We start from the raw sequence: 23,382 nt of genomic DNA on the forward strand, positions 1-23,382 counted from the left end.
AGGGCTATGCCCGCACAGTGACAACCACCAGCTTCGCTGGTGGATGTGTTCATTCGAATATTTGAAAAAAGTCACAAAAACCACTTGACAAAACCGGAAAAATCGGCGGCTGCGCCTTGAGAGCAATTTCAAGGAGGTTACGCCGATGAGGAATTACCCCAAAGCCCTGAAAAGGAAACTGCTGGATACCATATGCCAAATGCGGGAGGATCTATCTGCATATGCGACCGATCCCAAACGGGATTTTACACGCAGCCGTAAACTTCCCTTTGAAATGCTGTGCAGGACGATCCTTTCCATGAGCGGACAAAGTCTGAATGTAGAACTGCAGCGGCAGTTTCATTATGATCCAACAGCGGCAACTGCATCGGCCTTCGTTCAGCGGCGGGGAAAGCTTCTTCCTGCGGCCTTTGAAGAGATCCTGCGTCGGTTTACTTCCGAAAACCGTCCCATACGAAGGTGGAACGGGTACACCCTGCTGGCGGTGGATGGTTCTCATGTGCAGATTCCAAGTAATATCCACGACAAGGCAACCCACTTTAACAGCACCAAAGACGGACGCGGATACAACCTGCTGCATTTAAACGCTCTGTATGACTTGGAAAATCAACTCTATCTGGACGCTGTCATACAAAACGGCCGAGAGGAACACGAATCTCGGGCACTTGCGGAGCTGGATGACCGGTCCTGGCTCAAAGAACCGGCCATCCTTATAGCGGACTGCGGCTATGAGGCATACAACAACACAGCTCATATAGAGCAGAAGAACTGGAACTATCTAATCCGTGCAAAAGAGAAGCGGGGCATACTTTCAGGGCTTAAGCTGCCTGATACACCGGAATTCGATGTGGCCTTCAGCTATTTCCTGTCCAAACGCCTCACCAACCGTATCCGCCGGGAGCCTCAGAAATACCGTTGGATTCCCAGCAAGGTTCGTTTCGATTATATCAAAAACGCAAGCGATGCGCTGTATCCCATCTCCTTCCGCGTGGTCAGATTTGCGGTCAAAGAGGGCCTGTACGAGACTGTGATCACCAACCTTCCAGCAGACCGCTTCCCCCCTCCGCTGCTCCGTGTACTTTACCACAAACGCTGGGGAATCGAGACATCTTTCCGAGACTTGAAGTACACCCTGGCATTGACGCACTTTCATGCTAAAAAGCGCCCATTCATTGAGCAGGAGATTTTCGCCAAAATGACGCTCTATAATTTTGCGTCCTTGATTCGTCTCCATGCCGTTTTTAAGCAGCCGGAGAGCAGGCATCTCTACCGCATCAACGCCGCTTTTGCCACTCACATTGCACGGGAATTTCTGCTTGGTTTCGTTCCCGCTGCCATAATAGAGCCTTTGATAGCAAAATTCTTGCTCCCTGTCCGCCCCGGGCTGCAAAAACCAAGAAATATGCGCGTAAAGCGTCCGGCCTCTTTCCAGTACCGGATGATTTGAGAGCGCTTTATATTCGTTTTTCGCGGAGGATACTCCGCGCTTTTGTCATGCCCTCTTTTCTGGTGCGTGTGTTTGCTAAGCCGCCTCCGGGGCTCTTTCCCGAAGGCGGCTGCGTTGGAGTTCTTATCTTAATGAGATTAGGCTTAGCCGGAGGTTTTGACTAGAGGTCATGTGGTCTCCGCTCCGCCTGGATTTTTTCTGCTCTGTGTTAAGACGTCAGCCCCACTTCAAAATCTGCGTCGTAAAGGACAAAAAGTGCTATTAAATGGGCTCTACGTTCAAAAGAGCTCACAGCGTGTCAGTCATAAACCATATTCAAAACAATTGGTTTATTGGAGCATGCTCCAATAAACTCCACGCTTTTTCATCAGCTCATCATACGTACCGGACTCCATGATTCCCTGCTTCCCCACCACAAAAATGCGGTCGGCACGGCGGATCGTGGAGGGGCGGTGCGCAATCAGGAAACAGGTTCGGCCCTTCAGCAGACGCATGGTTGCCTGTTGGATACGACGCTCGGTAGTGGTATCCACGTTGCTGGTGGCCTCATCCAGAATCAGGATAGGCGCCTGGCTTACCAGAGCCCGGGCGATTGCAAGCAGCTGACGCTGCCCTTGGCTAAGCTCCTCTGCTGCACCTGAGATGATGGTATCGTATCCCTGCGGGAGGCGCTGAATAAAACCGTGTGCGTTGGCCAGCTTCGCCGCTTGCATAACCTCGTCCTTTGTGGCCTCCGGCCGGGCATATCGCAGGTTTTCCAATACTGTGCCCCGGAAAAAGGCCGTATCCTGGAGCACCACAGAGAAGCACCGGCCTAGGCTCGCGCGGCTGTATTGCTCCAGAGGAATGCCGTCCAGCCGGATTACCCCTGCCGATGGTTCATAGGCCCGGGTCAACAGATTGATCAGCGTACTCTTACCCGCGCCGGTCTCTCCCACAAAGGCAGCCACTTCCCCGGCCTCAACCCGGAGGCTCACATGCTCCAGCACGGACTTCTCCGGCTCATAGGAAAAAGAGACGTCCTCAAAAGCCACCTCTCCCCGTACCGTTTGGGGAGAGACGGCCTCAGGGGCATCTGCTGGCATCTCAGGTTCATCCAGGATATCGAAGAGGCGTTCCGCCCCAGCCACGGCCTGCTGGATACTGGAAAAAAGGGCTGCGATGCTGTTAAGCGGCCGCCCTAACTGCCGGGAATAGCCCAAAAAGCTTACTACCAGGCCAATCCGCACCACCCCGTGAAGGGCCAGCACACCGCCGGTACAGGCAATCAGGGCAAACCCCAAATGGTTGACCATATTTACCAAGGGGCTGAGCAGTCCGGCGCATACCTGTGCTTTTACTGAGGTGGTGCACAGCACTTCGTTTATATGGTCAAATTGCTCCAGCACCTCTGCCTGCCGGTGGTAGAGCTTGACTGTACGTCCGTTGGACAGCGTCTCCTGTACCAGACCGCTCAGGCGCCCCAGCTCATCGGCCTGCCTGCGGTAGAGCGTCCGGCTTCGCTGCGAGATGAGGCGTGTACACAGGGCGATCACTGGTACCGTTGCCAGCGCCACCAATGTGAGCAGAGGACTGAGGAAGACCATAATGGTCAATGCGCCCGCCACTGTCAGCAAGCTGGAAAACAGCTGCGTCACAGACTCTGCGGCCACGGTGCTGACATTGTCGGCGTCGCTGACCAGTCGGCTCATCGTATCCCCGTGGGGGTGTCGGTCAAAGTAGGACAGGGGAAGCTTCCCCAATTTGGCAAAGCAATCCCGGCGGATTTGGGTCACCATTCTCTGGGAGATAATCTCCATCCAGCGGCGGCGTCCCCAGTTGCCAAGCCACTGTGCCGCTATCACTCCCACCAGGAGAACCAGTAGCGCCGCCAGTGCAGTTCTGTCCACTCCGCCCACCCGGAAGCAGTCCACCGCCAGCCCCAGCAGATAGGGCACTGCAAGGGATGCAACGGTGGAGAGCACGGTGAGGCCTACCACCAGAATAAGTTCCCTTTTCCACCGGGCATAGAGCGCCAGCAGTCGGCGCACGGTGCCCCGTCCGTTCCTGGCCTTTGCGTGGGGCCCGAATCGCTGCTGAAGACTTCGCCGCTGTGGTGGCAGGGGCGGCCCCCCGGCCGCCCGCCCGCTATGTGCCATCTGTGTTCACCTCCAAAGCCTGGGAGGTCCAGAGTTCGCGGTAGGCAGGGCAGCTGTCCATCAGAAATTCATGGGTTCCCAGCCCTGCCTGCCAACCTTCCTCCAGTACCAGAATCCGATCCATCCCGCTGGCGGCGCGTATTTTCTGTGTAATGAGGAGCACCGCCTGGTTGGGGTTTCTCCCGATGCCGGCGAGAACCTTATGTTCCGTTCCAGGGTCCAGCGCACTGGTGCAGTCATCCAGGATCAACACTGCGCTCTCCCTGAGCAGGGCTCTGGCCAGAGAGAGGCGCTGCCGCTGCCCGCCTGAGAGGTTGGCGCCCCCCTGGTCCAGCCGGGCGCTCAGTCCGCCGGCATCTTTTACGAAATCAGCCGCTTGGGCGGCCTCCAGAGCGGCATAGAGCTGATCTTCCCCCGCACTCCGGTCTCCCATGGATAGATTGTCCCGAACCGTGCCGGAAAACAGGGCGCTTTTCTGGGCGGCCACCGCCACCTGCCGTCGAATCTGTTCCAGTGGAAGACAGCTTAGCAGCCGCCCGCCCAGCCGTATCTCTCCCAACTGCGGCTCATAGAGCCTGGCACAGAGCCAGGCCAGAGTGGATTTCCCCGCGCCAGTGGGGCCCACCACAGCCAGCCGCTCACCCCGCCGCAGTGAGAAGGAAACATCGCGCAGGGCGGGGACTCCGCTGCCGCCGGGATACGCGAAGGTCACATGCCGCAGTTCCAGCACCGGCTCCTCTGCCCCCATGTGCTCTGGCTGTGCCGGATCTTCTTCCTCCGGAAGCTGAAGCACCTCCTCCACCCGCTGCGCCGAGGTCTGCGCCCGTATGAGAAGTTTGAATACATCCACCAGGGTCATCAGGGAGGTGAGCATCTGGGTCATGTAGGTGACAAAAGCGGATACGGTACCCACCTCCACCTCCCAAGTCCCCGCCGCCCACAGCACTGCAACCGTGCCGAGATTTACGGTGAGGGTGACCAGCGGGGCAAACCAGGCGGATAGCAGCTGAAGGTGAATGCCCGCTTCCTCCAGTTCCGCGCTACACACCTGAAAACGGCGGGTCTCCGACTCCTCCCGTCCCAAGGCGCGGATCAAACGGATACCCCGCAGGAAGTCCTGCACAGTCGCATTGACCTGATCCATGGCATCCCGCACGCGGCGGAAGCGCCGGCTGCTCTGCACCACATAGCCCGTAATGAGCGCCGTCACCGCCAGAACCACCGCAAGGACAATCCAGCTCAAGCCCGCGTCCAGTCCCATGGCGTAGGCTACGCTGCCGACGCACAGGACAGGCGCCTTGATGCCAATGCGCAGGGCGGAGTTTACCGATTTGGCGAGCTGGTCACAGTCGCTGGACATCCTGGTCACCAGAGAACCGCTCCCCACCTGATCCACGCCGCCCTCCGTGAGATGAAGGCACTTGGCAAACAGTCCCCGTCGGAGATCCGCCCCAAACCGCTGGGAAGCCGTCCCGGAGCAGAGATTGCGCACGAGCACGCACACAATGCCGCCCATGGCAGCCCCGGCCATCCAGCCGCCTAGCTCTAGGATGCGGTCTATCTGCCCTGATCGCACGCCCTCGTCGATCATTCGCGCCATCAGCGTCGGCAGCAGCAGTTCACAGTTTGCCTCAATCAGGACAAACAGGAGGGCCGTCAGGCAGTACCAGCGATAGCGTCTGAGATAGCGCCAGATGAGGGACAAGATGCTCCCCCCTTTCCCGTAGACACAAGCCGGGCCGCTTCATCGGCCAAAGCTCTGACGGTGTCGAAGCGGCGCGCGGCCCCCAGGACCTTCAGCGCCTCCCGGCGCAGGGTGAGAATCGGCACACCTGCCTCTGCTGCCGCCCGCAGCAGTTCCATATTTTCCTGGTTATAGGCGCCTATCGCAGCACCGCTGTCCACCACGCAGGCGGAGCCGCAGGCCGCCGCGATAGCGGCACGCAGAGTGTCCGAGGCCGGCGGAGAGAAACTATCCGCCGTATATCGGCGGGCTGCAAGGGTTTCCGACACTGCGCAGTCCACGTCGCACCGCTGGAGAATTCCTGTGGCAAAGGGGATCCCCCGCTTTTGAAGGGCCCGGAAGCAGGGGGCTCCCCTGCCCTCTCCGGGCACCACGAACACGCGGGGGTTCCCCGCCGCGCCGCAGAGCTCTACACTCCCCAGGAGCAGATTGAAGGTGCCGTCGTGAATGCCGTAGAGCTGCCGGATGATGCTGTCATTCAGTACATCCTCCGGCGCGCCGCAGCGGAAGATGGCATTGTCCTTCACCAGCACCACCACATCGGCCAGCTTGGTGGCCAGGTCCACCTCGTGGAGGGAGAGCACCACGGACAGTCCCCGGCCGGCGGTCATTTCCCGGAGGATGTTCAGCAGTTCAATCTTATGGCGGATGTCCAGATAGCTGGTGGGCTCATCCAAGACAATAACCTCCGGCTGCTGGCATAGAGCTCTGGCCAGCAGCACCCGCTGCTTCTGTCCATCGCTGAGTTCGGTAAACCGCTGCTCCCGCAGATCCAGGGCATTCACCCGCTTCATAGACTCCTCCACAATGCGCTGATCCTCCTGCGAGAGCTTTCCAAAATGGTTGGTGTAGGGGTAGCGCCCGGCCGCCACCACCTCCCAGCAGGTCATGAGATCCGGCTCCACCCGGTCGGTGAGCACCACCGACACATGGCGGGCCAGCTCCTTGTCGCTCATCTTGTCCAGATCGCCGCCGCCGATGGTGACCACCCCTCCCAGCTTGGCCAGATGCCGCGTGATGCTGCGCAGGATGGTGGATTTCCCCGAGCCGTTGGGACCGATCAGGCAGAGGATACCCCCCTGCCAGATACCAATGTCAATGTCTTTGATGAGGGGCTGCCGGTGGTAGCCCACCGACAGCTTCTGTGTTTCAAAATACATCAGCTGTTCCTCCTGCGCTTGATCATAAGCCAGATGACTACAGGGGCGCCCAACACCGAGGTGACGGTGCTGATGGTGAGCTCCGTTGGGGCAAACGCCGTGCGGGCAATGAGGTCACAGGCCAGGCAGAATACGCTTCCTGTGAGAAAGGTGGCCGGTATGAGCACCATGGGCCGGGATGTGCGAAAGAGCATGCGGGTGATATGGGGCACGGCGATGCCCACAAAGGAGATGGGACCGGCAAAGGCGGTTACGCAGGCCGACAGGATGCTGGACAGGAGGATCAGTGCCACGCGGAACCCCTTGATGTTGACCCCCATGCTCTTGGCATAGCTCTCCCCCAGCAGGTAAGCCCCCAGGGGCTTGGACAGGAGGAACACCAGAAGCACCGTGGGGAAGGTGATGAGGGCGGATGCCCCCAATGTGGCCCAGGTCAGGCCGGAAAAACTGCCCATCGTCCAGACCGTGAAATTCTGGAGCTGATTACTCTCAGCGAATGTGATCATAAAGTCCGTGCCCGCATCGCAGATGTACCCGATCATCATACCGATAACCAGCAGCATGGCCAGATTCTGCACCCGGCTGGACACGGCCAGCACCAGGGCCATAGCGGCCAGTGCCCCCGCGAAGGCCGCCAGGAAGATCACATAGGGAGAAAAATTCCCCGTTACAATAGGGGTAGCAGCCAGAAGAAAAAATCCTACAAACAGGCGGGAGCCGGACGAGATCCCCAGCACAAAGGGGCCTGCAATCGGGTTTTTGAAGAAGGTTTGGAGCAAGAAGCCTGCGATGGACAGTGCCCCACCCAGAAGCGCCGCACCCAGCAGGCGGGACAGGCGGATCTTCCACAGGATGTTGCCTTCCATAGAGCCGTCGTTGCCCCAGCGGAGAAGGGTAAAAATACGCTCCAGGCTCAGATGAACCGAACCAGTGTTGATGTTCCAGTAGAACAAGACGGCCAGCAGAACCGCCAGAACAGCGAAGCCTACGACATTTCGGGTGCTTTGTTTCATGTTCCTCTCTCCCTCCCGTGCGTTTCCCTGTCGGGAGCCGTCCCCCACTGCGGCAGACGGCTCCCGGCAGGGCCCGACCAAACGGTCGGGCTCCGCCGCTTATTCTGCGGGCAGCTTGTAGAAATAGTGGAGCTGATCCGCGTTTTCCGGATGATAGATGATGGTTGCAAGATCTTCAATCATGGTGGCCACGTCATCGGCCGACTGCCAGTAGTTTTTCTGGATCCCCCAGACGTTGCCCTCTTGGATGGCCTTCATGTCGCCCAGGTAGTCACCATTGGCCAGGATATCGGCCACGGTAGAGACGCTGACGTCACTGGTATTGTCATAGATCAGAATATCGGCATCCACCGCTCCCTGATAGAACTCCTCCACCGTCATCTTGGTATTACCGCCCTGGTCGGGTTCCAGCTCGGCGAAGGGATAGGTGCCGCCGGCCAGCTCCAGCATCTTGTTGACGTAGTCGCCGCCGTTGCGCACATAGACGGTTCCTTTGAAGATATAGGTCTGGAGGATGGAGGGGTGCTCACTCTCCCCGGCCACGCTCTCGGCCACGGCGTTCACCCGCTGCACCTCCTCGTCAAAGTAGGCATCTGCCTCCGCCTCCATGTCCAGCAGGGCGCCCACCAGCTTGACCCACTCCACCCGGCCAAGCGGATGGTTCTCCAGATGCTGGCTGTCCGCGATGTAGGGGATGCCCAGCTCATCCAGCTTGGCCAGCACCTCGTCGCTGCCGTGCATGGTGTTTGCAGAAATCAGGATGATCTGAGGGGCGGCGGCGCTGATGAGCTCATAGTCGGGGGCGGAGTTCTTGCCCACGTAAGTGGTGGTGCCGTCCTCAATCTGCTGAGCCACCTGCTCGATGTACCACTTGTCCTTATCGGTGGTCACCAGACTGACCTTATCCAGCGCCCCGATGGCATGGAACAGGGTGGCATGGGTGGTGGAAAAGCAGCCCAGCTTGGTCAGCGGAGCCTGAAGCACCGTCATGTCCCCCGTATCATCCGGGACTTCGCCCCCCTCTGGCAGCCACAGGAACTTCTGGCCCGCACCGTCAGTGATGATTTTGCAGCCGTTGGCACAGTAGTCCACCGAAAAATTGTTGGCGTACTGGAGTTCCATGCTTCGCACGACGGTCAAGTCGTTTTTATCCACTGCAGTTGTCTCCACCACGGGAGAGGGGGTGGTGCTCTCCTGAACGGCCTGCTGACCGCAGCCCGCTGCGGTCAGCAATAGGGTGACGGCCAGGCAGAGCCCCGCCATCCGGTGCAGATGTTGTTTCATTCCAATTCCTCCTCATGATATGGATTTTCTCTATCTGGAAACGTGTTCTGCCACGTATTCCACAACTCCAGCTTTCCCTCCAGTCGGCAGGCGTGCTCCAGCATCTTCCGGTGCATCTGGCAGTCCAGCTGAGAAAAGCTGGCCAGCCGGGCGGCAGGACATCCCCCGCCGCAGAGCCCAAAGGCAGGGCAGCGGGTACATACCTCCGGCGGCTCCAACCCGGGGCAAGGCCGCTGCGGCGGCCATGCCCCCGCATCTGACTGCCCCAGAAGGCATCCATCCACGCCGGCCAGAGCGGAGCAGGGCCACAGGCAGCCGTCCGGAGTCACCGCCAGAGAGCGGCCCGTCTGGGCATTGCAATAGCAGTCTCTCCGCCGCCCTGTGCGCAGAAGCAGGCGCAGCCGCTCCAGTTCCTTGAGCCGCACCGGCCGGCCAAGATCGGCCAGCTGGTCGTATCGTGCCAGTAGGCGGCTCATGCCCTCCTCCAGCGCCTGTGGAGAAGGAAATAGCTCCGCCCCCGCGCCCCGGCCCTGGGGCCGCACCAGGTCCAATCCCACTCCGTGGATATTGCCGCACCAGAGCGCAAACTCCAGCAGCCGATCCAGGTTCTGCACATTGACTGCCGTTACCACTGCGGTCAGATTGACCACCATACCGGCCTCTGCCAGAGCCTGAAGCCCCTGAACTGCGGCCGGGAAGGAGGGGGAGCCCCCGGGAAAGAAACGCGCGGCGTTGTCCGCGGCTACACCGTCCAGACTCACACCTACCGCTACCTGTCTTGCCTTCAGCTCCTGGCAGAGCTCCGGGGTAAGCAGGGTGCCGTTGGTCTGAAGGGAGGCTTGGATCTGCCGCCCGGTGGCCCGCCCGAAGTCCAGCACCTGCGCCGCCGTATCCCAACAAAGCAGGGGCTCCCCGCCGGTAAACTGAATATGCAGGCTCCCACCCGGCGGGCAGGCCAGGGAGAGCGCTTTTACTGCCAGCTCCGGCGGCAGATCCGCCCCTGCTGGTTCTCCCTCAGCGTAGCAGTAGGCGCAACTCAGATTACAGCGGTTGGTAAGGCGCAGAACCAGGGTGTCTAGCCCCGCCTTCATTGGTATCCATCCTCCATGACGCCCTCCATGTCCATATAGATGCGCTGGATGGCCCGCAGCTCCTCCTCGCCCGCCTGCCACATGCCTCGCTGGTGGGCTTCCAGGAATCGCTCGCTCATCTGGAGCACCGCTGTGTCGTTGACCTGCTCCATCCACTGCCGGGTTTCCTTATCCAGGAGGAACTGCCGGGCCATGGCGTCATACATCCAGTCAGACGCCACCTCTGCGGACGCGTCCCAACCGAAGAAGGTGTCAAAGGTGGTGGAGAGTTCCTGGGCGCCCTTGTAGCCGTGGCGCTTGAGCCCCTCCAGCCATTTGGGGTTGAGAATACGGCTGCGCATGACCCGGGCCAGTTCAGTCTCCACGTCGGAGGTCTCCGGCCTGGCGGGGTCGGCGGTGAGTCCCGCCACGGAGATGGGCTTCTGACCGCTGCAGTCCCGGACGCAGGCAATCAGGCCGCCATGGTAGCTGTAAAAGTCATCGCTGTCCAGCATATCGATCTCCACCGAGGACTCGTTTTTGATGGTCACCCCCACAGAGGAGAGCCGGCTGCGGAACAGCTCCGGCATGGCCTGTCCGTGAAAGCGGCTGCTGTATCCGTGGGCGCTCCAGAGGGTATAGATCTGGCTCAGGTCTGTCCAGCTCTCCCAGTTCTGGCTGTGAATTGCCTTGCTCACTCCCGCCCCATAGGTGCCGGGCGGGCAGCCGAACACCCGCAAAGTTGCCTGCTCCGCCGCCTCGTTTTTGCTCAGGCCCTGGGCGACCAGCCGCTCCCGCTCCTGGTCGGTATGTTTTTTGATAAAGTTCTGCTCCGGGCTCTCGTCCAGGCTGGCCACAGCCAACACCGCCCGCTCCACCAGCTCCACCACATTGGGGAAGGTATCACGGAACAGGCCGCTGATGCGTAGCACAGTATCGATGCGAGGACGGCCCAATTCCTCCAGAGGGATGGGCTCTACCCCCACCACCTTGTCGGTCTGCCCCAGATAGAGGGGACGCACACCCATCAGGGCGAACACCTCTGCGATGTCCTCGCCATGGGTTTTCATGCACTCGTCGGAGTAGACCACGATAGCCACGCTCTCCGGCCAGGGCTCCCCCTTCTGAGTGCGGTAGGCCGCAATGGCCTGCTCCGCCAGTGTCTGCCCCACCGCCCAGGCGGCCCGGCTGGGGACGGCCGCCGGATCGATGGCATAGAAATTCCGGCCGGTGGGCAGGATGTGGACATTTCCTCGGGATGGGCTGCCTCCGGGCAGCGGCGGAATGAACCGCCCCTCGACGCCCGCCAGCAGCAGCTCCATCTCGTCCGTGGTCTGGCACAGCCGGGGCACCACTTGACGGCATACAAAATCCAACGTCCCTGCCAATGGAGCTGTGTCTCCCGGAAAATCCTCCGACGCCAGAATCCCTGCCACCGAATCGGGCCGGTACCCCTGTCCCGCCAGGCTGGAAAAGAGCCGGCGCGCCGTCTCCACCGCTCCGTCGCGGATGCGCAGGGCGGTGCGCCCGTCGGGGAAGATACGCTCTGGCGCGGCCCGCAGCTCCCCCGGCTCCCAGCCCTGAGCCAGCAGGATGCTATCCTCCAGAGCGGGCACTCCGCCGTTGGGCACCCGAACCAGGGCCCGCGCCAGATTGTCCAATTGCGTCCCCTCGGGGGCCTGCCCATAAATATGCAGCCCATCCCGCACCAGAGAGGTCTTGATGCGGCTCACCCAGCGGTGGAGACACCCCACGCCCGTCTCCGGGTCTGCCTCCAGATCCGCCCGGCTCAGCTTTAGATCTGTGGCCACCTTCAGTTCCTCCGCCAGCGTAAAAATCCGCTCCAGAAGCGCCGGCACCTGGGCGGGTCTGGCCTGCCTGGCGTGATAATAGCCGTCAATAGCCTCATCCAGATCTGTGAGCCCGCCATAGGTGTCCGAGTCATCCATGGAGGGGATCAGGTGGTCGAGGATGCAGGCGTAGGAGCGCCGCTTTGCCTGCATGCCCTCACCCAGTATGCTGATATTGTAGATGTACAGATGGGGTATGCCGCCGATACAGATGTCTCCAAAGCAGCCGGAGGACAACCCGATCTCCTTGCCCGGAAGCCACTCCAGGGTGCCGTGGGTGCCCACATGGAGCACCGCATCTGCCCCAAACACCTCGTCCACCCAGCGATAAAAGGCCAGATAGGAATGGGGCGGTGTGCTGTCGGTGCTGTGGTAGAGCTCCTCCGCCTGTTCCGGGGCGGAGCGCAGAGGCTGCAGCCCCACGAAAAGGTTGCCGTTGCGGATGCCTGGGATAATGATCTGTCCGCCGGATACCATGACGGTACCAGGGGCGGGCCCCCAGCTCTCCTTCATCTGCGACCGGGTCTCGGGGTTGAGGCGGTCAAACCATGCTTGATACTGCGCCGCCGGCACCGTTGCCGCCGCCCGTTCCAGCGCGGCCTCCGGGGAGAGCCACCGGCTGTCGTTGGTCACCGCAGCCCGGATGCGGTCGATGATCTCGGCCCCATCCGTGAAGGGGTGCTCCGTCTGCAGACCCCGCGCCTCCAAAGCGCGGATCACCCGGAATACCGTCTCCGGCGTGTCCAGGCCATGGGCGCTGCCGATGGTGTCGTTTCGGGGCGGCATGTTGTGGAGGATAATGGCCAGCTTCTTCTCCGCCATGGGCTTCCTGGCCAGTCCCGCCCATCGGCAGGCCAGCTCTGCCACCCGCTCCACCCGGTCAGGCAGAGGACGGCATACCTTTCTCCCGTCTGCCACCCGCTCTGTCACCGCATAGGGCACGGAAATGAGCTGCCCGTCAAACTCCGGCTGGTAGACGCACACGGGCAGGGAGACCAGATCCAGCCCCCGGATGTCCCGGCGGTATTCATCCGCGCTGAAATAAGTGGTAAGGCCCTGAATCACCGGAAGGCCCCAGTCCTCAAATACGCTGGAGGGAACCTGACCCGCTCGCGCCTCGCGTCCGGACAGGGTGGTCAGGCTGAAGCCGTAGGACACCACCAGCGCTGCCGGGATGGGTGTGCCGTCTTCCCTTCGGTAAGCACGCTCCATCCGGTAGAGCATGCCCCGTTCCGCCCCATGGTCGGCCGCAAAAGAATCCGCCAAGGCGAAAGGGACGTACCCCCGGGCCTGGATCGCGCGCAGCAGGGCGTCCACGTGCTCCAGATTTCCGGTCTTGGCATAATGGTCATGGATCAGCACACCGATCACCGGCCGGGTCTCTGCGGCCATCTGCGCTCGGTAACGCTCTTCGGACTCCGGCGGCAGAAAGCCCTCCAGGGTATACACACCCTGCCCTCGGGGAGGGTTCGGGGGGCGGAGCGGATAGTCGCCTCCAAATCGCCCGTTGACAGCGCAGAGCATCAGCTCCTCCAGATCCTCCGGGCTTCCGGCCTGGTAATAAGCGTCCAGCGCGGCGTAGAGCGACGGCTCCAGGCCCAGTTCGGGGAGCAGTTCGGCCAGTTCATCCCCCATGGTGGAGGTAAAATAGACCGGTCGCCCCTCCAGCGTTTTCCAAAGCCGCGAAAAACAGCAGAGGTTCTGGATAGAGCCGTGGGAAGCCAGAAAGGCCATATCCGCCCGCGCAGCGTCATCCAAAAGCGCCCGCTCCAGTGCGGCATCAGCGTTGACCTCCCGCACAGAGTAAACCCATCCCTCCACTAAACCGGGATACCGGCGCTCCAGCGCGGTCAGGGCCTGGGGCAGGGCCCAGAGCCGATATTCATTCATGAGCACAAAAAGCAGCTTTACCATAAAAGCCTCCTCAACCCGCCGCCGGACTGTGTCCGCGTACCAGCTGCGCCAGGGGCCTGGCCCGCAGCTCCTCCACCCGGTAGCAGGGCGCACCCATCTCCTGAGCCAGCCGGGCCGCCAGCCCTAGGGAGACAAACTGACGCTCTGTATCGATAACCACGGCAGGAATGTGGGACTCAGCTACCCTCCTGGCCGCCTGAATGGCCTCCTCCACCGGGTCTCCGCCCCGGCTGAAATTGGCCCGCCCGTCTGTGATTAGGACCAGCAGCGGCAGGGACTCCTTCATCCGGCGGCGCTGGAGCTCCAGGAGGCGGCGCGCCTCCTCCAGTCCGGCCGCCAACGGGGTACGGCCGCCGGTGGGGAGAAATTGCAGCTCCCGCTGAGCCAGCTCCACACTGCGCGTAAGCGCCAGCAGTGTGGACGCCTCTCCGCCCCGGAAGGCCACCAGCCCTACCCGGTCGCGCCTTTGGTAGGAATCCATCAGCATGGAGAGCACCGCCTCCTTGACCTCTTTCATCCGCCGGGCCGCCCCCATGGAGCCGCTGGCGTCCACGGCAAACACGATGTCCGCGCCGACACGGCTTTCCCGCACCTTCACCCGAAAATCAGAGGGCAGAAGAACCAGCCCAGCCGCTCCTCCTCCGCGAGCCTGCTGGTAGGGTGCGGCGGCTCTCAGCGTAGCGCCTATCGCCAGATCCTCTGCCTTTCCCTGTGGAATGCGGTCGCCCACGGCCCGCCCCCGCCGGGTGGCGGAGCGGGTCTTGCTGCGCCGTCCGCTGCCTCTCCGAGCCAAGCGGTCAGCCCGGCCCGTGAGCAGGGCGCGCACCTCATAGACCTCTTCCCCCTGCTCTAGCCTTTCCCGGGACTGGCCCTGCTGAGAATGCTGTACAGGAGGCTGTGTCCTGTCCGGCGGTAAATCTTCCGCCGGAGGCTGAACGTCCTCCACTGAACCTCCTCTGTCCCGGGAGCTGCTGTCCGGTTGCGGCTCCTGGGGGGCTGGCGCCTCCGCCTTCCGGGATGGCGGCGTTTCGCACCCCTCCCGCCGACGGTGGGGCAGGGCCAGCTCCGCCGCCGTATGGAGATCGTCCATGTTTAGATATGTCCGTCCCGCAAGTGCGGCCAGAGCACGGGCTGTGTGCAGAATGGATAGCTCCGCCCGGTGCCCGGCGGCATTGGCCTGCCGCGCCAACAGACAGGCCGCCTGTTCCTCCGCCTCTCCCACAGATACCTGCGGCAGGAGCGCACGGGCGGAGGCCACTGTCTCGGACAGCCGCGCCTCCTGCCTGGCCCATTGGGCGCGAAATCCGACGGGATCTGTCTCAAAAGCCAGAGCGCGGCGGACCACCTCTTTCCGGGACTCCGGCTCTGTCTCTCCGATTACCGCAACATAGATGCCAAAGCGGTCCAGCAGTTGAGGCCGAAGGATCCCCTCCTCCGGATTCATGGTTCCTACCAGAGAAAATCGGGCGGGACAGGTATGGGAAATGCCGTCCCGCTCCACCCGGCACACCCCGCTCTCCAGGGTGTCCAGCAGGGCACCGCTCAGAGCGGCGGGAAGCAGATTGATCTCATCGGCGTACAGCACTGCCCCGTCGGCCCGAGCCAGCAGACCGGGTTGGAATTGCCGCCGGCCAGTGCGCACCGCCGTCTCCAGCTCCACGCCGCCCAAAAGCATGTCCTCCGTGGTGCTCACAGGGAGCTCCACCAGGTGTACGCCCTCCAACCCACCCATGGCCCTCACCAGGGTGGACTTAGCCGTCCCTTTTTCTCCGCACAGCAGTACGCCCCCGATGCGGGGCTCCACAGCCAGGCAGAGAAGCGCCTGCTTTGCCCGCTCCTGACCCACCACGGCGGAGAAGGGATATCGGGCTCTATCCATGGAACAGTTCCCCCCAGTTAAGTTCGGCGCCGCCCCCCTGCTCAAAGGGAGCCCGGCGCAGCCGGTGGGGCAGGGCCAGCTCTGCCGCCTGCCGCAGATCTCCCTCGGCTGCCTCCTGTCGTCCATCCAAGGCGGCCAAGGCCCGTGCCGTCTTGAGCATGGTGATGTCCGCGCGGTGGCCGTCCACCTGGAGCGCAGTGCAGACACGCGCCACCGTGTCAAAGAGCGCCTCGGGAAGAGCCACTTGAGACAGACGGTCCTGCGCCGCCGCGATGCGCCGCCGCAGTTTCTCCTGCTCTGGCTCATAGAACGCACAGAATGCGGCTGGGTCTGTCTCAAAGGCCAGCCGCCGGCGGACGACCTCCTTGCGGGCCTCCGCTTCCGGCTCGCCGTGCACCTCCACCATCAGGCCGAAACGATCCAACAGCTGGGGGCGAAGATCTCCCTCCTCCGGGTTCATGGTGCCTACCAGAATAAAGCGGGCCGGGTGGCTGTAGGAGACCCCCTCCCGTTCCACGGTATTTACCCCCATCGCGGCGGAATCCAGCAGCACATCTACGATGTGGTCCTCCAACAGGTTGATCTCGTCTACATAGAGGATGTTCCCATTTGCCTGAGCCAGCAGCCCGGGCTCAAATGCCTTCACCCCTTCTTTCAGCGCCCGTTCCAGATCCAGAGTACCCACTACCCGATCCTCTGTGGCGCTTACCGGGAGCTCCACCACCCGTCTTCGATAGCGTGCCGTATGTCTGTCCGGTTTGGTGCGGCATTCATCACACAGCATTTCTCCGTCTATTCTGCAGTGGAAGGGGCACCCCTCGGTTACTTCCACCTCATCCATCAGCGCCGCCAAACCGCGTACCGCTGTAGACTTGGCCGTCCCTTTCTCTCCCTGGATAAGCACACCGCCGAGGCGGGGATCTACCAAGTTAAGTAGCAGCGCGGTTTTCAGTTTCTCCTGTCCTACGATTGCCGCAAAGGGATATTCATATCGTTCCATTGGGCATGACCCGCCTTTCTCCATCAAACTGCATGTACCATAACATATAAAAAGCCGGGATTGGAGCATGCTCCAATCCCGGCATATGCCTGCAAACAATCCACCTCGCCTATGGGAAGGGGATTCCTCTGCCGCACACTGGCTCCTGAGATCCGAAGAGCATTTCTGTGCACGCAGCAGGCAGGTTTTCTGACTCATGCATCCTCATCCTCGCCGCCTTCCCGGTATTCTCTACCAGTGGCATTCTTGGCGGGACTCCGCAATTACAGCAGCGGCCCTGTGCGGGAGTTTCACCCGGCTTCCCTTTTCTGTCCTCTCCCGAAGGAGAGGGCACACCTGTGCGCTTGCTATTTTACTTTTGATATCTTGATTGTATTCTCCATTTCATTCATTGTCAATTGCTAATTTCTTTCTAGATGGATTTCGCCAGCTCGAGAATGGGCGAACAGCATATTCGGCCTGTCACAGGCGTCCATCAAATATCTTTTGCAGTCGGACATCTTAATCCGCTTTTGACCAGAAGTTGTCAGGTGTATTCACTCGTAGAAATTATGGACCAGGAGTGCCAGCTGTCGCAGCCACGTGCGCTGTTTTCAGCGTAGTGCATGACGCGTACATTTGGGCAGTGTTGAGCCGCGTGGGAGGGGAGTTTCAATAAGAGGATATACGGCAATCTAGCACTCCTTAGGACAACATCAATTTCAGAGGATATAGGCTCGACATCAGCAAATTGCCGCTGCCGCAGACCATTTCACAGGACGTTGTGTTAGAAAAGTGTTAGAAACGCAAAAAACAAGTGGTCGAAAAAGTGAAAAAAAGTACCGCATTCCAACGGAATACGGTACTTTTATGGTTGCGGGGGAAGGATTTGAACCTTCGACCTCCGGGTTATGAGCTGCTACCGGCAGTTCAATCCTTTGATTTCAAGTGCTTTCCGACCCTTTTCGTTCCAGAAAACTGCCAAATCCCGGAGGTCGTATGCTGCCTGCTCCGCTGGGATTTTTCCCGTTCTGGGTCAAGTCATGGGTCAAAGTAGCAACACGTTATCAGAAATTCGTCACTATAAGACAAAACACCCCAACGGAGGCGCAAGGTCAAAAGAACAATGGCCTGCTGGTCATAAATTACATTCAAAACGACTGATTCATTGAAGCACACTCCAATAAACTCCTCGCTTTTTCATCAGTTCATCATATGTGCCGGACTCCACGATCCCCCGCTCCCCCACCACAAAGATGCGGTCGGCCCGGCGGATGGTGGAGGGACGGTGGGCGATCAGGAAGCAGGTGCGGCCCTCCAGCAGGCGGAGGGTGGCCTGCTGGAGCCGCTGCTCCGTGGTAGTATCCACACTGCTGGTGGCCTCGTCCAGGATGAGGATAGGCGCCCGGCTCACCAGGGCCCGGGCCATGGCCAAAAGCTGGTACTGCCCCTGGCTGAATTCCCCGGCCGCCCCCGACATGAGGGTTTGGTACCCCTGGGGCAGGCGCTGGATGAAACCGTGGGCATGGGCCAGTTTTGCCGCATGGACAACCTCCGCCTCCGTGGCCTCCGGGCGGGCATAGCGCAGATTGTCCAGCACCGTGCCGCGGAAAAAGACGGTCTCCTGGAGCACCACGGAGAAGCACCGGCTCAGTCCTTCCCGGCTGTACCGACCGAGGGGCACGCCGTCCAGCCGGATCTCCCCCGCCGTCGGCTCATAGGCCCGGATCAGCAGGTTGACCAGGGTGGTCTTGCCCGCGCCGGTCTCCCCCACAAATGCGGCCACCTCCCCTGCCCTGACGCGGAAGCTCACATGCTCCAGCACCGGCCTGTCCGGCTCATAGGAGAAGGACACATCCGCAAAGGACACCTCTCCCCGCACCGTCCGGGGTGAGACTGCACCCGGGACATCGGGGGGCAGCTCCGGCTCGTCCAAAATCTCAAAGAGCCGCTCGGCCCCAGCGACGGCCTGCTGAATGCTGGAAAAGAGGGCGGCAATGCTGTTCAGGGGCCGCCCCAACTGCCGGGAGTAGCCCAGGAAGCTGACCACCAGCCCAACGCTCACCGCGCCGCGGAGGGCCAGCACGCCCCCGGCGCAGGCGATCAGGGCAAAGCCCAGGTTGTTGACCATGTTCACCAGCGGGCTGAGCAGGCCGGCGCAGATCTGCGCCTTCACCGATGTGGCGCACAGCGCCCCGTTCATCTGGTCAAACCGCGCCAACAGCTCTTCCTGCTGGTGGTAGAGCTTCACCGTGCGGCTGTTGGAGAGGGACTCCTGCACCAGGCCGCTCAGGCGGCCCAGCTCATCGGCCTGCCGGCGGTAGAGCGTCCTGCTCCGCCGGGAGATCAGGCGGGTGCACAGGGCGATCACCGGCACAGTTGCCAGGGCCGTCAGAGTGAGCAGCGGGCTGAGGGCCGCCATGATGGCCAACGCCCCCGCCACCATCAGCAGGCTGGACAGGAGCTGAGTCACCGTCTCAGCCGCCACGGTGCTGACGTTGTCGGCATCGCTGACCAGGCGGTTCATGGTATCCCCATGGGGGTGGCGGTCAAAGTAGGACAGGGGCAGCCGCCCCAGCTTGGCAAAGCACTCCCTCCGGATGCGGGCCACCATCCGCTGGGAGAGGATCTCCATCCAGCGGCGTCGGCCCCAGTTGCCGAGCCACTGTGCCGCCGCGGCCCCTGCCAGAGTGGGCAGCAGCACTGACAGAGCGGCACGCTCCACGCCGCCCCAAGGCAGAAAGCAGTCCACCGCCCGTCCCAGCAGATAGGGTACCGCCAGGGCCGCCCCGGTGGAGAGCAGGGTAAGGCACACCACCAGCAGCAGCTCCCTGCCCCAGCGGGCGTAGAGGGCCAGGAGCCGCCGCACGGTGCCCCGCCCGTCCCTGGCCCTGGCGTGGGGGCCGAAGCGCTGCTGGAGGCTCCGCCGCTGGGGAGGCAGCACAGGGCCGCCGGACGCTTCACCGTGTGCCATCTTCTCCCTCCTCTTCCGGGGCCTGAGAGGCCCAGATTTCCCGGTAGGTGGGGCAGGTGTCCAGCAGGCTCCGGTGAGTGCCCAGACCCACCTGCCTCCCCTCCTCCAGCACCAGGATCCGATCTGCCGTGCGGGCCGCGCGCACCTTCTGAGTGATGTGGAGCACCGCCTGCCCCGGCCGCCGCTCCAATCCATCCAGCACCCTCCGCTCAGTGGCCGGGTCCAGGGCGCTGGTACAGTCATCCAGCACCAGCACCGCGCCTCCCCGCACTAGAGCCCGGGCCAGAGAGAGCCGCTGCCGCTGTCCCCCGGAGAGGTTGACGCCCCCCTGAACTAGCACGGCGTCCAGGCCGCCGGCCTCCGCCACGAAGTCGGCGGCCTGAGCAGTCTCCAGGGCGGCACAGAGCTGTGCCTCCCCCGCGCCCCGGTCACCCATGGACAGATTTTCCCGGATGGTGCCGGAAAAGAGGGCGCTCCGCTGGGCGGCCACCACCACCTGCCGCCGCACCCGCACCAGGGGAAGGCGACTCATGGGCCGCCCGCCCAGGTACAGCTCTCCCTTCTGGGGCTCATAGAGCCGGGCGCACAGCCAGGCCAGGGTGGTCTTGCCCGCGCCGGTGGGACCCACCACCGCCAGCCGCTCCCCCCGCCGCAGTGTGAAGGAGATGTCCTGCAGGGCGGGCACGCCGCTTCCCCCGGGGTAGGCGAAGGTCACATGGCGCAGCTCCAGCACCGGCTCCTCCACGCCTGTCTCCTCCGGCCCCTCCAGGGTTCCCTCCTCCGGGAGAGCCAGCACCTCCTCCACCCGCCGGACGGAGGTTCTGCCCCGGATGAGCAGCTTGAACACGTCAATGAGAGTCATCAGGGAGGTGAGCATCTGGGTCATATAGGTGACGAGGGCGGACACCGTGCCCGCCTCTGCCCCGCCGCACCCCGCCGCCCACAGCACCGCCGCGATGCCCAGGTTGACAGTGAGGGTGACCAGGGGGGCGAACCAGGCCGACAGGAGCTGAAGCCGGATGCCGGACTCCTCCAGCTCTCCGTTGGACGCCTGAAAGCGGCGGTTTTCCCACTCCTCCCGCCCCAGGGCCCGGATGAGGCGGATGCCGCGCAGAAATTCCTCCACGGTGGTGTTGACCCGGTCCATGGCCTCCCGCACCCGGCGGAAGCGCCGGCCGCTCTCCGCCAGATAGGCCGTGATGAGAGCCGTCACCCCCAGCACCACCGCCAGCACAATCCAGCTCAGCCCCATGTCCAGCCCCATGGCATAGACCACGCTGCCCACGCACAGGGCGGGGGCCTTGACACCAATGCGCAGGGCGGAGTTCACCGATCTGGAGAGCTGGTCACAGTCGCTGGACATCCGCGTGACCAGGGCGCCGCTCCCGAGCTGATCCACGCCCCCCTCGGTCAGGCGGAGGCATTTGGCAAACAGCGTCCGGCGGAGCTCGGCCCCAAACCGCTGGGAGGCCGTGCCGGAGCAGAAGTTGCGCACCAGCACGCACAGGATGCCCGCCAGGGCCGCCACCGCCATCCAGCCCCCCAGCTCCAGGACGCGGCCCAGTTCCCCCGTGCGCACCCCCTCGTCGATCATCCGCGCCATCAGGGTAGGCAGCAGCAGTTCACAGTTGGCCTCCAGCAGGACAAACAGGAGGGCCGTCAGACAGTACCAGCGATAGCGCCTGAGGCAGCGCCAGACGAGGGACACACCCCTCCCCCCTTTCCGGCCGCCAGGCGGGCGGCCTCGTCCATCAGGGCCCGGACGGTGTCAAATGGCCGGGCGGCCTCCAGGCTCTCCAGCCGCTCCCTCCGCAGGGTGAGCACCGGCACCCCCGCCCCGGCCGCCGCCCGCAGCAGCTCCAGATTCTCCCGGTTGTAGGGGCCGATGGCGGCCCCGCTGTCCACCACACAGGCGGACGAACAGGCCGCCGCCACCGCGGCGCGCAGGGTGTCCGGCGCGGGAGGGGAAAAGCTCTCCGCCTCATACCGGCGGGCGGCCAGGGTCTCCGCCACCGCCCAGTCCACGTCACACCGCTGGAGAATCCCGGTGGCAAAGGGGAGCCCCCTCTTTTGCAGGGCCCGGAAGCAGGGGGCCCCTCTGCCTTCTCCGGGCACCACGAATACCCGCGGCTCCCCTGCCGCGCCGCACAGCTCCACGCTGCCCAGCAGCAGGTTGAAGCTGCCGTCGTGGATATCGTAGAGCTGGCGGATGGTGTCGTCATCCAGTACGTCCTCCGGCGCGCCGCAGCGGAAGATGGCGTTATCCTTTACCAGCACCACCACGTCGGCCAGCTTGGTGGCCAGATCCACCTCGTGGAGGGAGAGCACCACGGACAGCCCCCGGCTGGCGGTCATCTCCCGGAGGATGTCCAGCAGCTCGATCTTGTGGCGGATGTCCAGATAGCTGGTGGGCTCGTCCAGGACGATCACCTCCGGCTGCTGGCACAGGGCCCGGGCCAGCAGCACCCGCTGCTTCTGGCCGTCGCTGAGTTCGGTAAACCGCTGCTCCCGCAGCTCCAGAGCGTTGACCCGGGCCATGGAGTCCTCCACGATGCGCTGATCCTCCCTGGAGAGCTTTCCGAAGTGGTTGGTGTAGGGGTAGCGCCCGGCGGCCACCACCTCCCAGCAGGTCATGAGCTCCGGCTCGATGCGGTCGGTGAGCACCACCGACACGTGGCGGGCCAGCTCCTTGTCGCTCATGCCGTCCAAATCCCGGCCGCCGATGGCCACCACGCCGCCCAGCTTTGTCAGATGGCGGGTGATGCTGCGCAGGATGGTGGATTTGCCGGAGCCATTGGGGCCGATCAGGCAGAGAATGCCCCCCTGCCAGATGCCGATATCGATGTCCTCGATGAGGGGCCGGCGATGGTAGCCCACCGACAGCTTCTGGGTCTCAAAATACATCAGCCATTCCTCCTGCGCTTGATCATCAGCCAGATCACCACGGGGGCGCCCAGCACCGAGGTGACGGTGCTGATGGTGAGCTCCGTGGGGGAAAAGGCCGTGCGGGCGATGAGGTCGCAGGCCAGGCAGAACACGCTTCCCGTGAGGAAGGTGGCCGGTATGAGCACCATGGGCCGGGAGGTGCGGAAGATCAGGCGGGTGATGTGGGGCACGGCGATGCCCACAAAGGAGATGGGGCCGGCAAAGGCGGTGACGCAGGCCGACAGGATGCTGGACAGGAGGATCAGGGCCACACGGAAGCCCTTGACGTTGACCCCCATGCTCTTGGCGTAGTTCTCACCCAGCAGATAGGCCCCCAGGGGCTTGGACAGGAGAAACACCAGCACCACCGTGGGGATGGTGATCAGGGCGGAGGCCCCCAGGGTGGCCCAGGTCATGCCGGAGAAGCTGCCCATCGTCCAGATGGTGAAATTCTGGAGCTGGCTGCTCTCGGCGAAGGTGATCATGAAGTCGGTGCCCGCGTCGCAGATGTAGCCGATCATCATGCCGATGACCAGCAGCATGGCTAGGTTCTGCACCCGGCTGGACACGGCCAGCACCAGAGCCATGGCCGCCAGTGCCCCGGCGAAGGCCGCCAGGAAGATGACGTAGGGGGAGAAGCCCTCCGTCACAATGGGGGTGGCCGCCAGGAGGAAGAAGCCCACAAACAGGCGGGAGCCGGAGGAGATGCCCAGCACAAAGGGGCCGGCGATGGGGTTTTTGAAAAAGGTCTGGAGCAGGAAGCCCGCGATGGACAGCGCCCCGCCCAGCAGGGCAGCCCCCAGCAGGCGGGACAGGCGGATTTTCCAGAGGATATTGCCCTCCGTGGTGCCGTCGTTGCCCCAGCGGAGGAGGGTGAGCATGCGCTCCAGGCTCAGATGCACCGAGCCGGTATTGATGTTCCAGTAAAACAGGGCGGCCATCAGTATTGCCAGCACAACAAATCCCACGGCGTTTCTTGTGTGTTGTCTCATAGGCCTCTCTCCT

The 23,382-nt window shown here is 62.6% G+C and carries 14 protein-coding genes and 1 riboswitch; of the genes, 1 reads left to right on the top strand and 13 read right to left on the bottom strand.

Features of this window, described 5'->3' with window-relative positions; genetic code table 11:
- Positions 1-145 precede the first annotated feature (145 nt).
- Complete coding sequence (locus QZ378_RS02630; RefSeq protein ID WP_291257218.1) at positions 146-1,447, top strand: IS4 family transposase; 1,302 nt, start codon at positions 146-148, stop codon at positions 1,445-1,447.
- A gap of 329 nt (positions 1,448-1,776) precedes the next feature.
- On the opposite strand, the gene QZ378_RS02635 is transcribed toward QZ378_RS02630, so the two are convergent.
- From QZ378_RS02635 to QZ378_RS02695, 13 genes are all read right to left on the bottom strand, one after another.
- Positions 1,777-3,477: an ABC transporter ATP-binding protein gene (locus QZ378_RS02635; protein ID WP_242967048.1), complete on the bottom strand. Its 1,701-nt coding sequence runs from the start codon at positions 3,475-3,477 to the stop codon at positions 1,777-1,779.
- Between the two features lie 97 nt (positions 3,478-3,574).
- Entirely contained in the window at positions 3,575-5,290 is a 1,716-nt protein-coding gene (locus QZ378_RS02640) for an ABC transporter ATP-binding protein (RefSeq protein WP_291257219.1), read from the bottom strand.
- Complete coding sequence (locus QZ378_RS02645; protein WP_191379622.1) at positions 5,242-6,489, bottom strand: ABC transporter ATP-binding protein; 1,248 nt, start codon at positions 6,487-6,489, stop codon at positions 5,242-5,244. Before QZ378_RS02645 ends, QZ378_RS02640 begins: the two co-directional genes overlap by 49 nt.
- Complete coding sequence (locus QZ378_RS02650) at positions 6,489-7,502, bottom strand: iron ABC transporter permease (protein ID WP_087237997.1); 1,014 nt, start codon at positions 7,500-7,502, stop codon at positions 6,489-6,491. Before QZ378_RS02650 ends, QZ378_RS02645 begins: the two co-directional genes overlap by 1 nt.
- 99 nt (positions 7,503-7,601) lie before the next feature.
- On the bottom strand, positions 7,602-8,786 hold the full coding sequence (locus QZ378_RS02655) for an ABC transporter substrate-binding protein (protein WP_291257220.1): 1,185 nt from the start codon (positions 8,784-8,786) through the stop codon (positions 7,602-7,604).
- Positions 8,783-9,877 carry a radical SAM protein gene (locus QZ378_RS02660; protein WP_291257221.1) on the bottom strand — a complete coding sequence of 365 codons (1,095 nt, stop codon included), beginning with the start codon at positions 9,875-9,877 and terminating at the stop codon, positions 8,783-8,785. Before QZ378_RS02660 ends, QZ378_RS02655 begins: the two co-directional genes overlap by 4 nt.
- Positions 9,874-13,620 (bottom strand): cobaltochelatase subunit CobN, encoded by a 3,747-nt coding sequence (gene cobN, locus QZ378_RS02665; protein WP_291257222.1) that lies wholly within the window; start codon positions 13,618-13,620, stop codon positions 9,874-9,876. Before cobN ends, QZ378_RS02660 begins: the two co-directional genes overlap by 4 nt.
- Positions 13,621-13,630: 10 nt before the next feature.
- Positions 13,631-15,499 (bottom strand): VWA domain-containing protein, encoded by a 1,869-nt coding sequence (locus QZ378_RS02670; protein WP_291257223.1) that lies wholly within the window; start codon positions 15,497-15,499, stop codon positions 13,631-13,633.
- Positions 15,492-16,697: an AAA family ATPase gene (locus tag QZ378_RS02675; protein WP_366935118.1), complete on the bottom strand. Its 1,206-nt coding sequence runs from the start codon at positions 16,695-16,697 to the stop codon at positions 15,492-15,494. Before QZ378_RS02675 ends, QZ378_RS02670 begins: the two co-directional genes overlap by 8 nt.
- Positions 16,661-16,854: riboswitch (cobalamin riboswitch) on the bottom strand. Its footprint overlaps the gene before it by 37 nt.
- Before the next feature lie 789 nt (positions 16,855-17,643).
- A complete protein-coding gene (locus tag QZ378_RS02680; RefSeq protein ID WP_009260740.1) occupies positions 17,644-19,452 on the bottom strand; it encodes an ABC transporter ATP-binding protein in 1,809 nt (602 codons plus the stop codon).
- Positions 19,439-21,160, bottom strand: coding sequence for an ABC transporter ATP-binding protein (locus QZ378_RS02685; protein WP_196032235.1), 1,722 nt, complete (start codon positions 21,158-21,160; stop codon positions 19,439-19,441). Before QZ378_RS02685 ends, QZ378_RS02680 begins: the two co-directional genes overlap by 14 nt.
- Positions 21,112-22,356, bottom strand: coding sequence for an ABC transporter ATP-binding protein (locus tag QZ378_RS02690; protein ID WP_055181425.1), 1,245 nt, complete (start codon positions 22,354-22,356; stop codon positions 21,112-21,114). Before QZ378_RS02690 ends, QZ378_RS02685 begins: the two co-directional genes overlap by 49 nt.
- The gene (locus tag QZ378_RS02695; protein WP_131971046.1) at positions 22,356-23,369 is read right to left on the bottom strand and encodes an iron ABC transporter permease; all 1,014 of its coding nucleotides are present in this window, start codon (positions 23,367-23,369) and stop codon (positions 22,356-22,358) included. The genes QZ378_RS02690 and QZ378_RS02695 overlap by 1 nt, the downstream gene beginning before the upstream one ends.
- Between the last annotated feature and the right edge of the window lie 13 nt (positions 23,370-23,382).

This window comes from Flavonifractor sp., from assembly GCF_019422385.1.
Lineage (GTDB): Bacteria > Bacillota > Clostridia > Oscillospirales > Oscillospiraceae > Flavonifractor > Flavonifractor avistercoris.

Coding starts and splice junctions, on each gene's coding strand:
- QZ378_RS02630 (WP_291257218.1), top strand. CDS start 146: ATGAGGAATTACCCCAAAGCCCTGAAAAGGAAACTGCTGGATACCATA.
- QZ378_RS02645 (WP_191379622.1), bottom strand. CDS start 6,489: ATGTATTTTGAAACACAGAAGCTGTCGGTGGGCTACCACCGGCAGCCC.
- QZ378_RS02650 (WP_087237997.1), bottom strand. CDS start 7,502: ATGAAACAAAGCACCCGAAATGTCGTAGGCTTCGCTGTTCTGGCGGTT.
- QZ378_RS02655 (WP_291257220.1), bottom strand. CDS start 8,786: ATGAAACAACATCTGCACCGGATGGCGGGGCTCTGCCTGGCCGTCACC.
- QZ378_RS02660 (WP_291257221.1), bottom strand. CDS start 9,877: ATGAAGGCGGGGCTAGACACCCTGGTTCTGCGCCTTACCAACCGCTGT.
- cobN (WP_291257222.1), bottom strand. CDS start 13,620: ATGGTAAAGCTGCTTTTTGTGCTCATGAATGAATATCGGCTCTGGGCC.
- QZ378_RS02670 (WP_291257223.1), bottom strand. CDS start 15,499: ATGGATAGAGCCCGATATCCCTTCTCCGCCGTGGTGGGTCAGGAGCGG.
- QZ378_RS02675 (WP_366935118.1), bottom strand. CDS start 16,697: ATGAGTCAGAAAACCTGCCTGCTGCGTGCACAGAAATGCTCTTCGGAT.
- QZ378_RS02680 (WP_009260740.1), bottom strand. CDS start 19,452: ATGGCACACGGTGAAGCGTCCGGCGGCCCTGTGCTGCCTCCCCAGCGG.
- QZ378_RS02690 (WP_055181425.1), bottom strand. CDS start 22,356: ATGTATTTTGAGACCCAGAAGCTGTCGGTGGGCTACCATCGCCGGCCC.
- QZ378_RS02695 (WP_131971046.1), bottom strand. CDS start 23,369: ATGAGACAACACACAAGAAACGCCGTGGGATTTGTTGTGCTGGCAATA.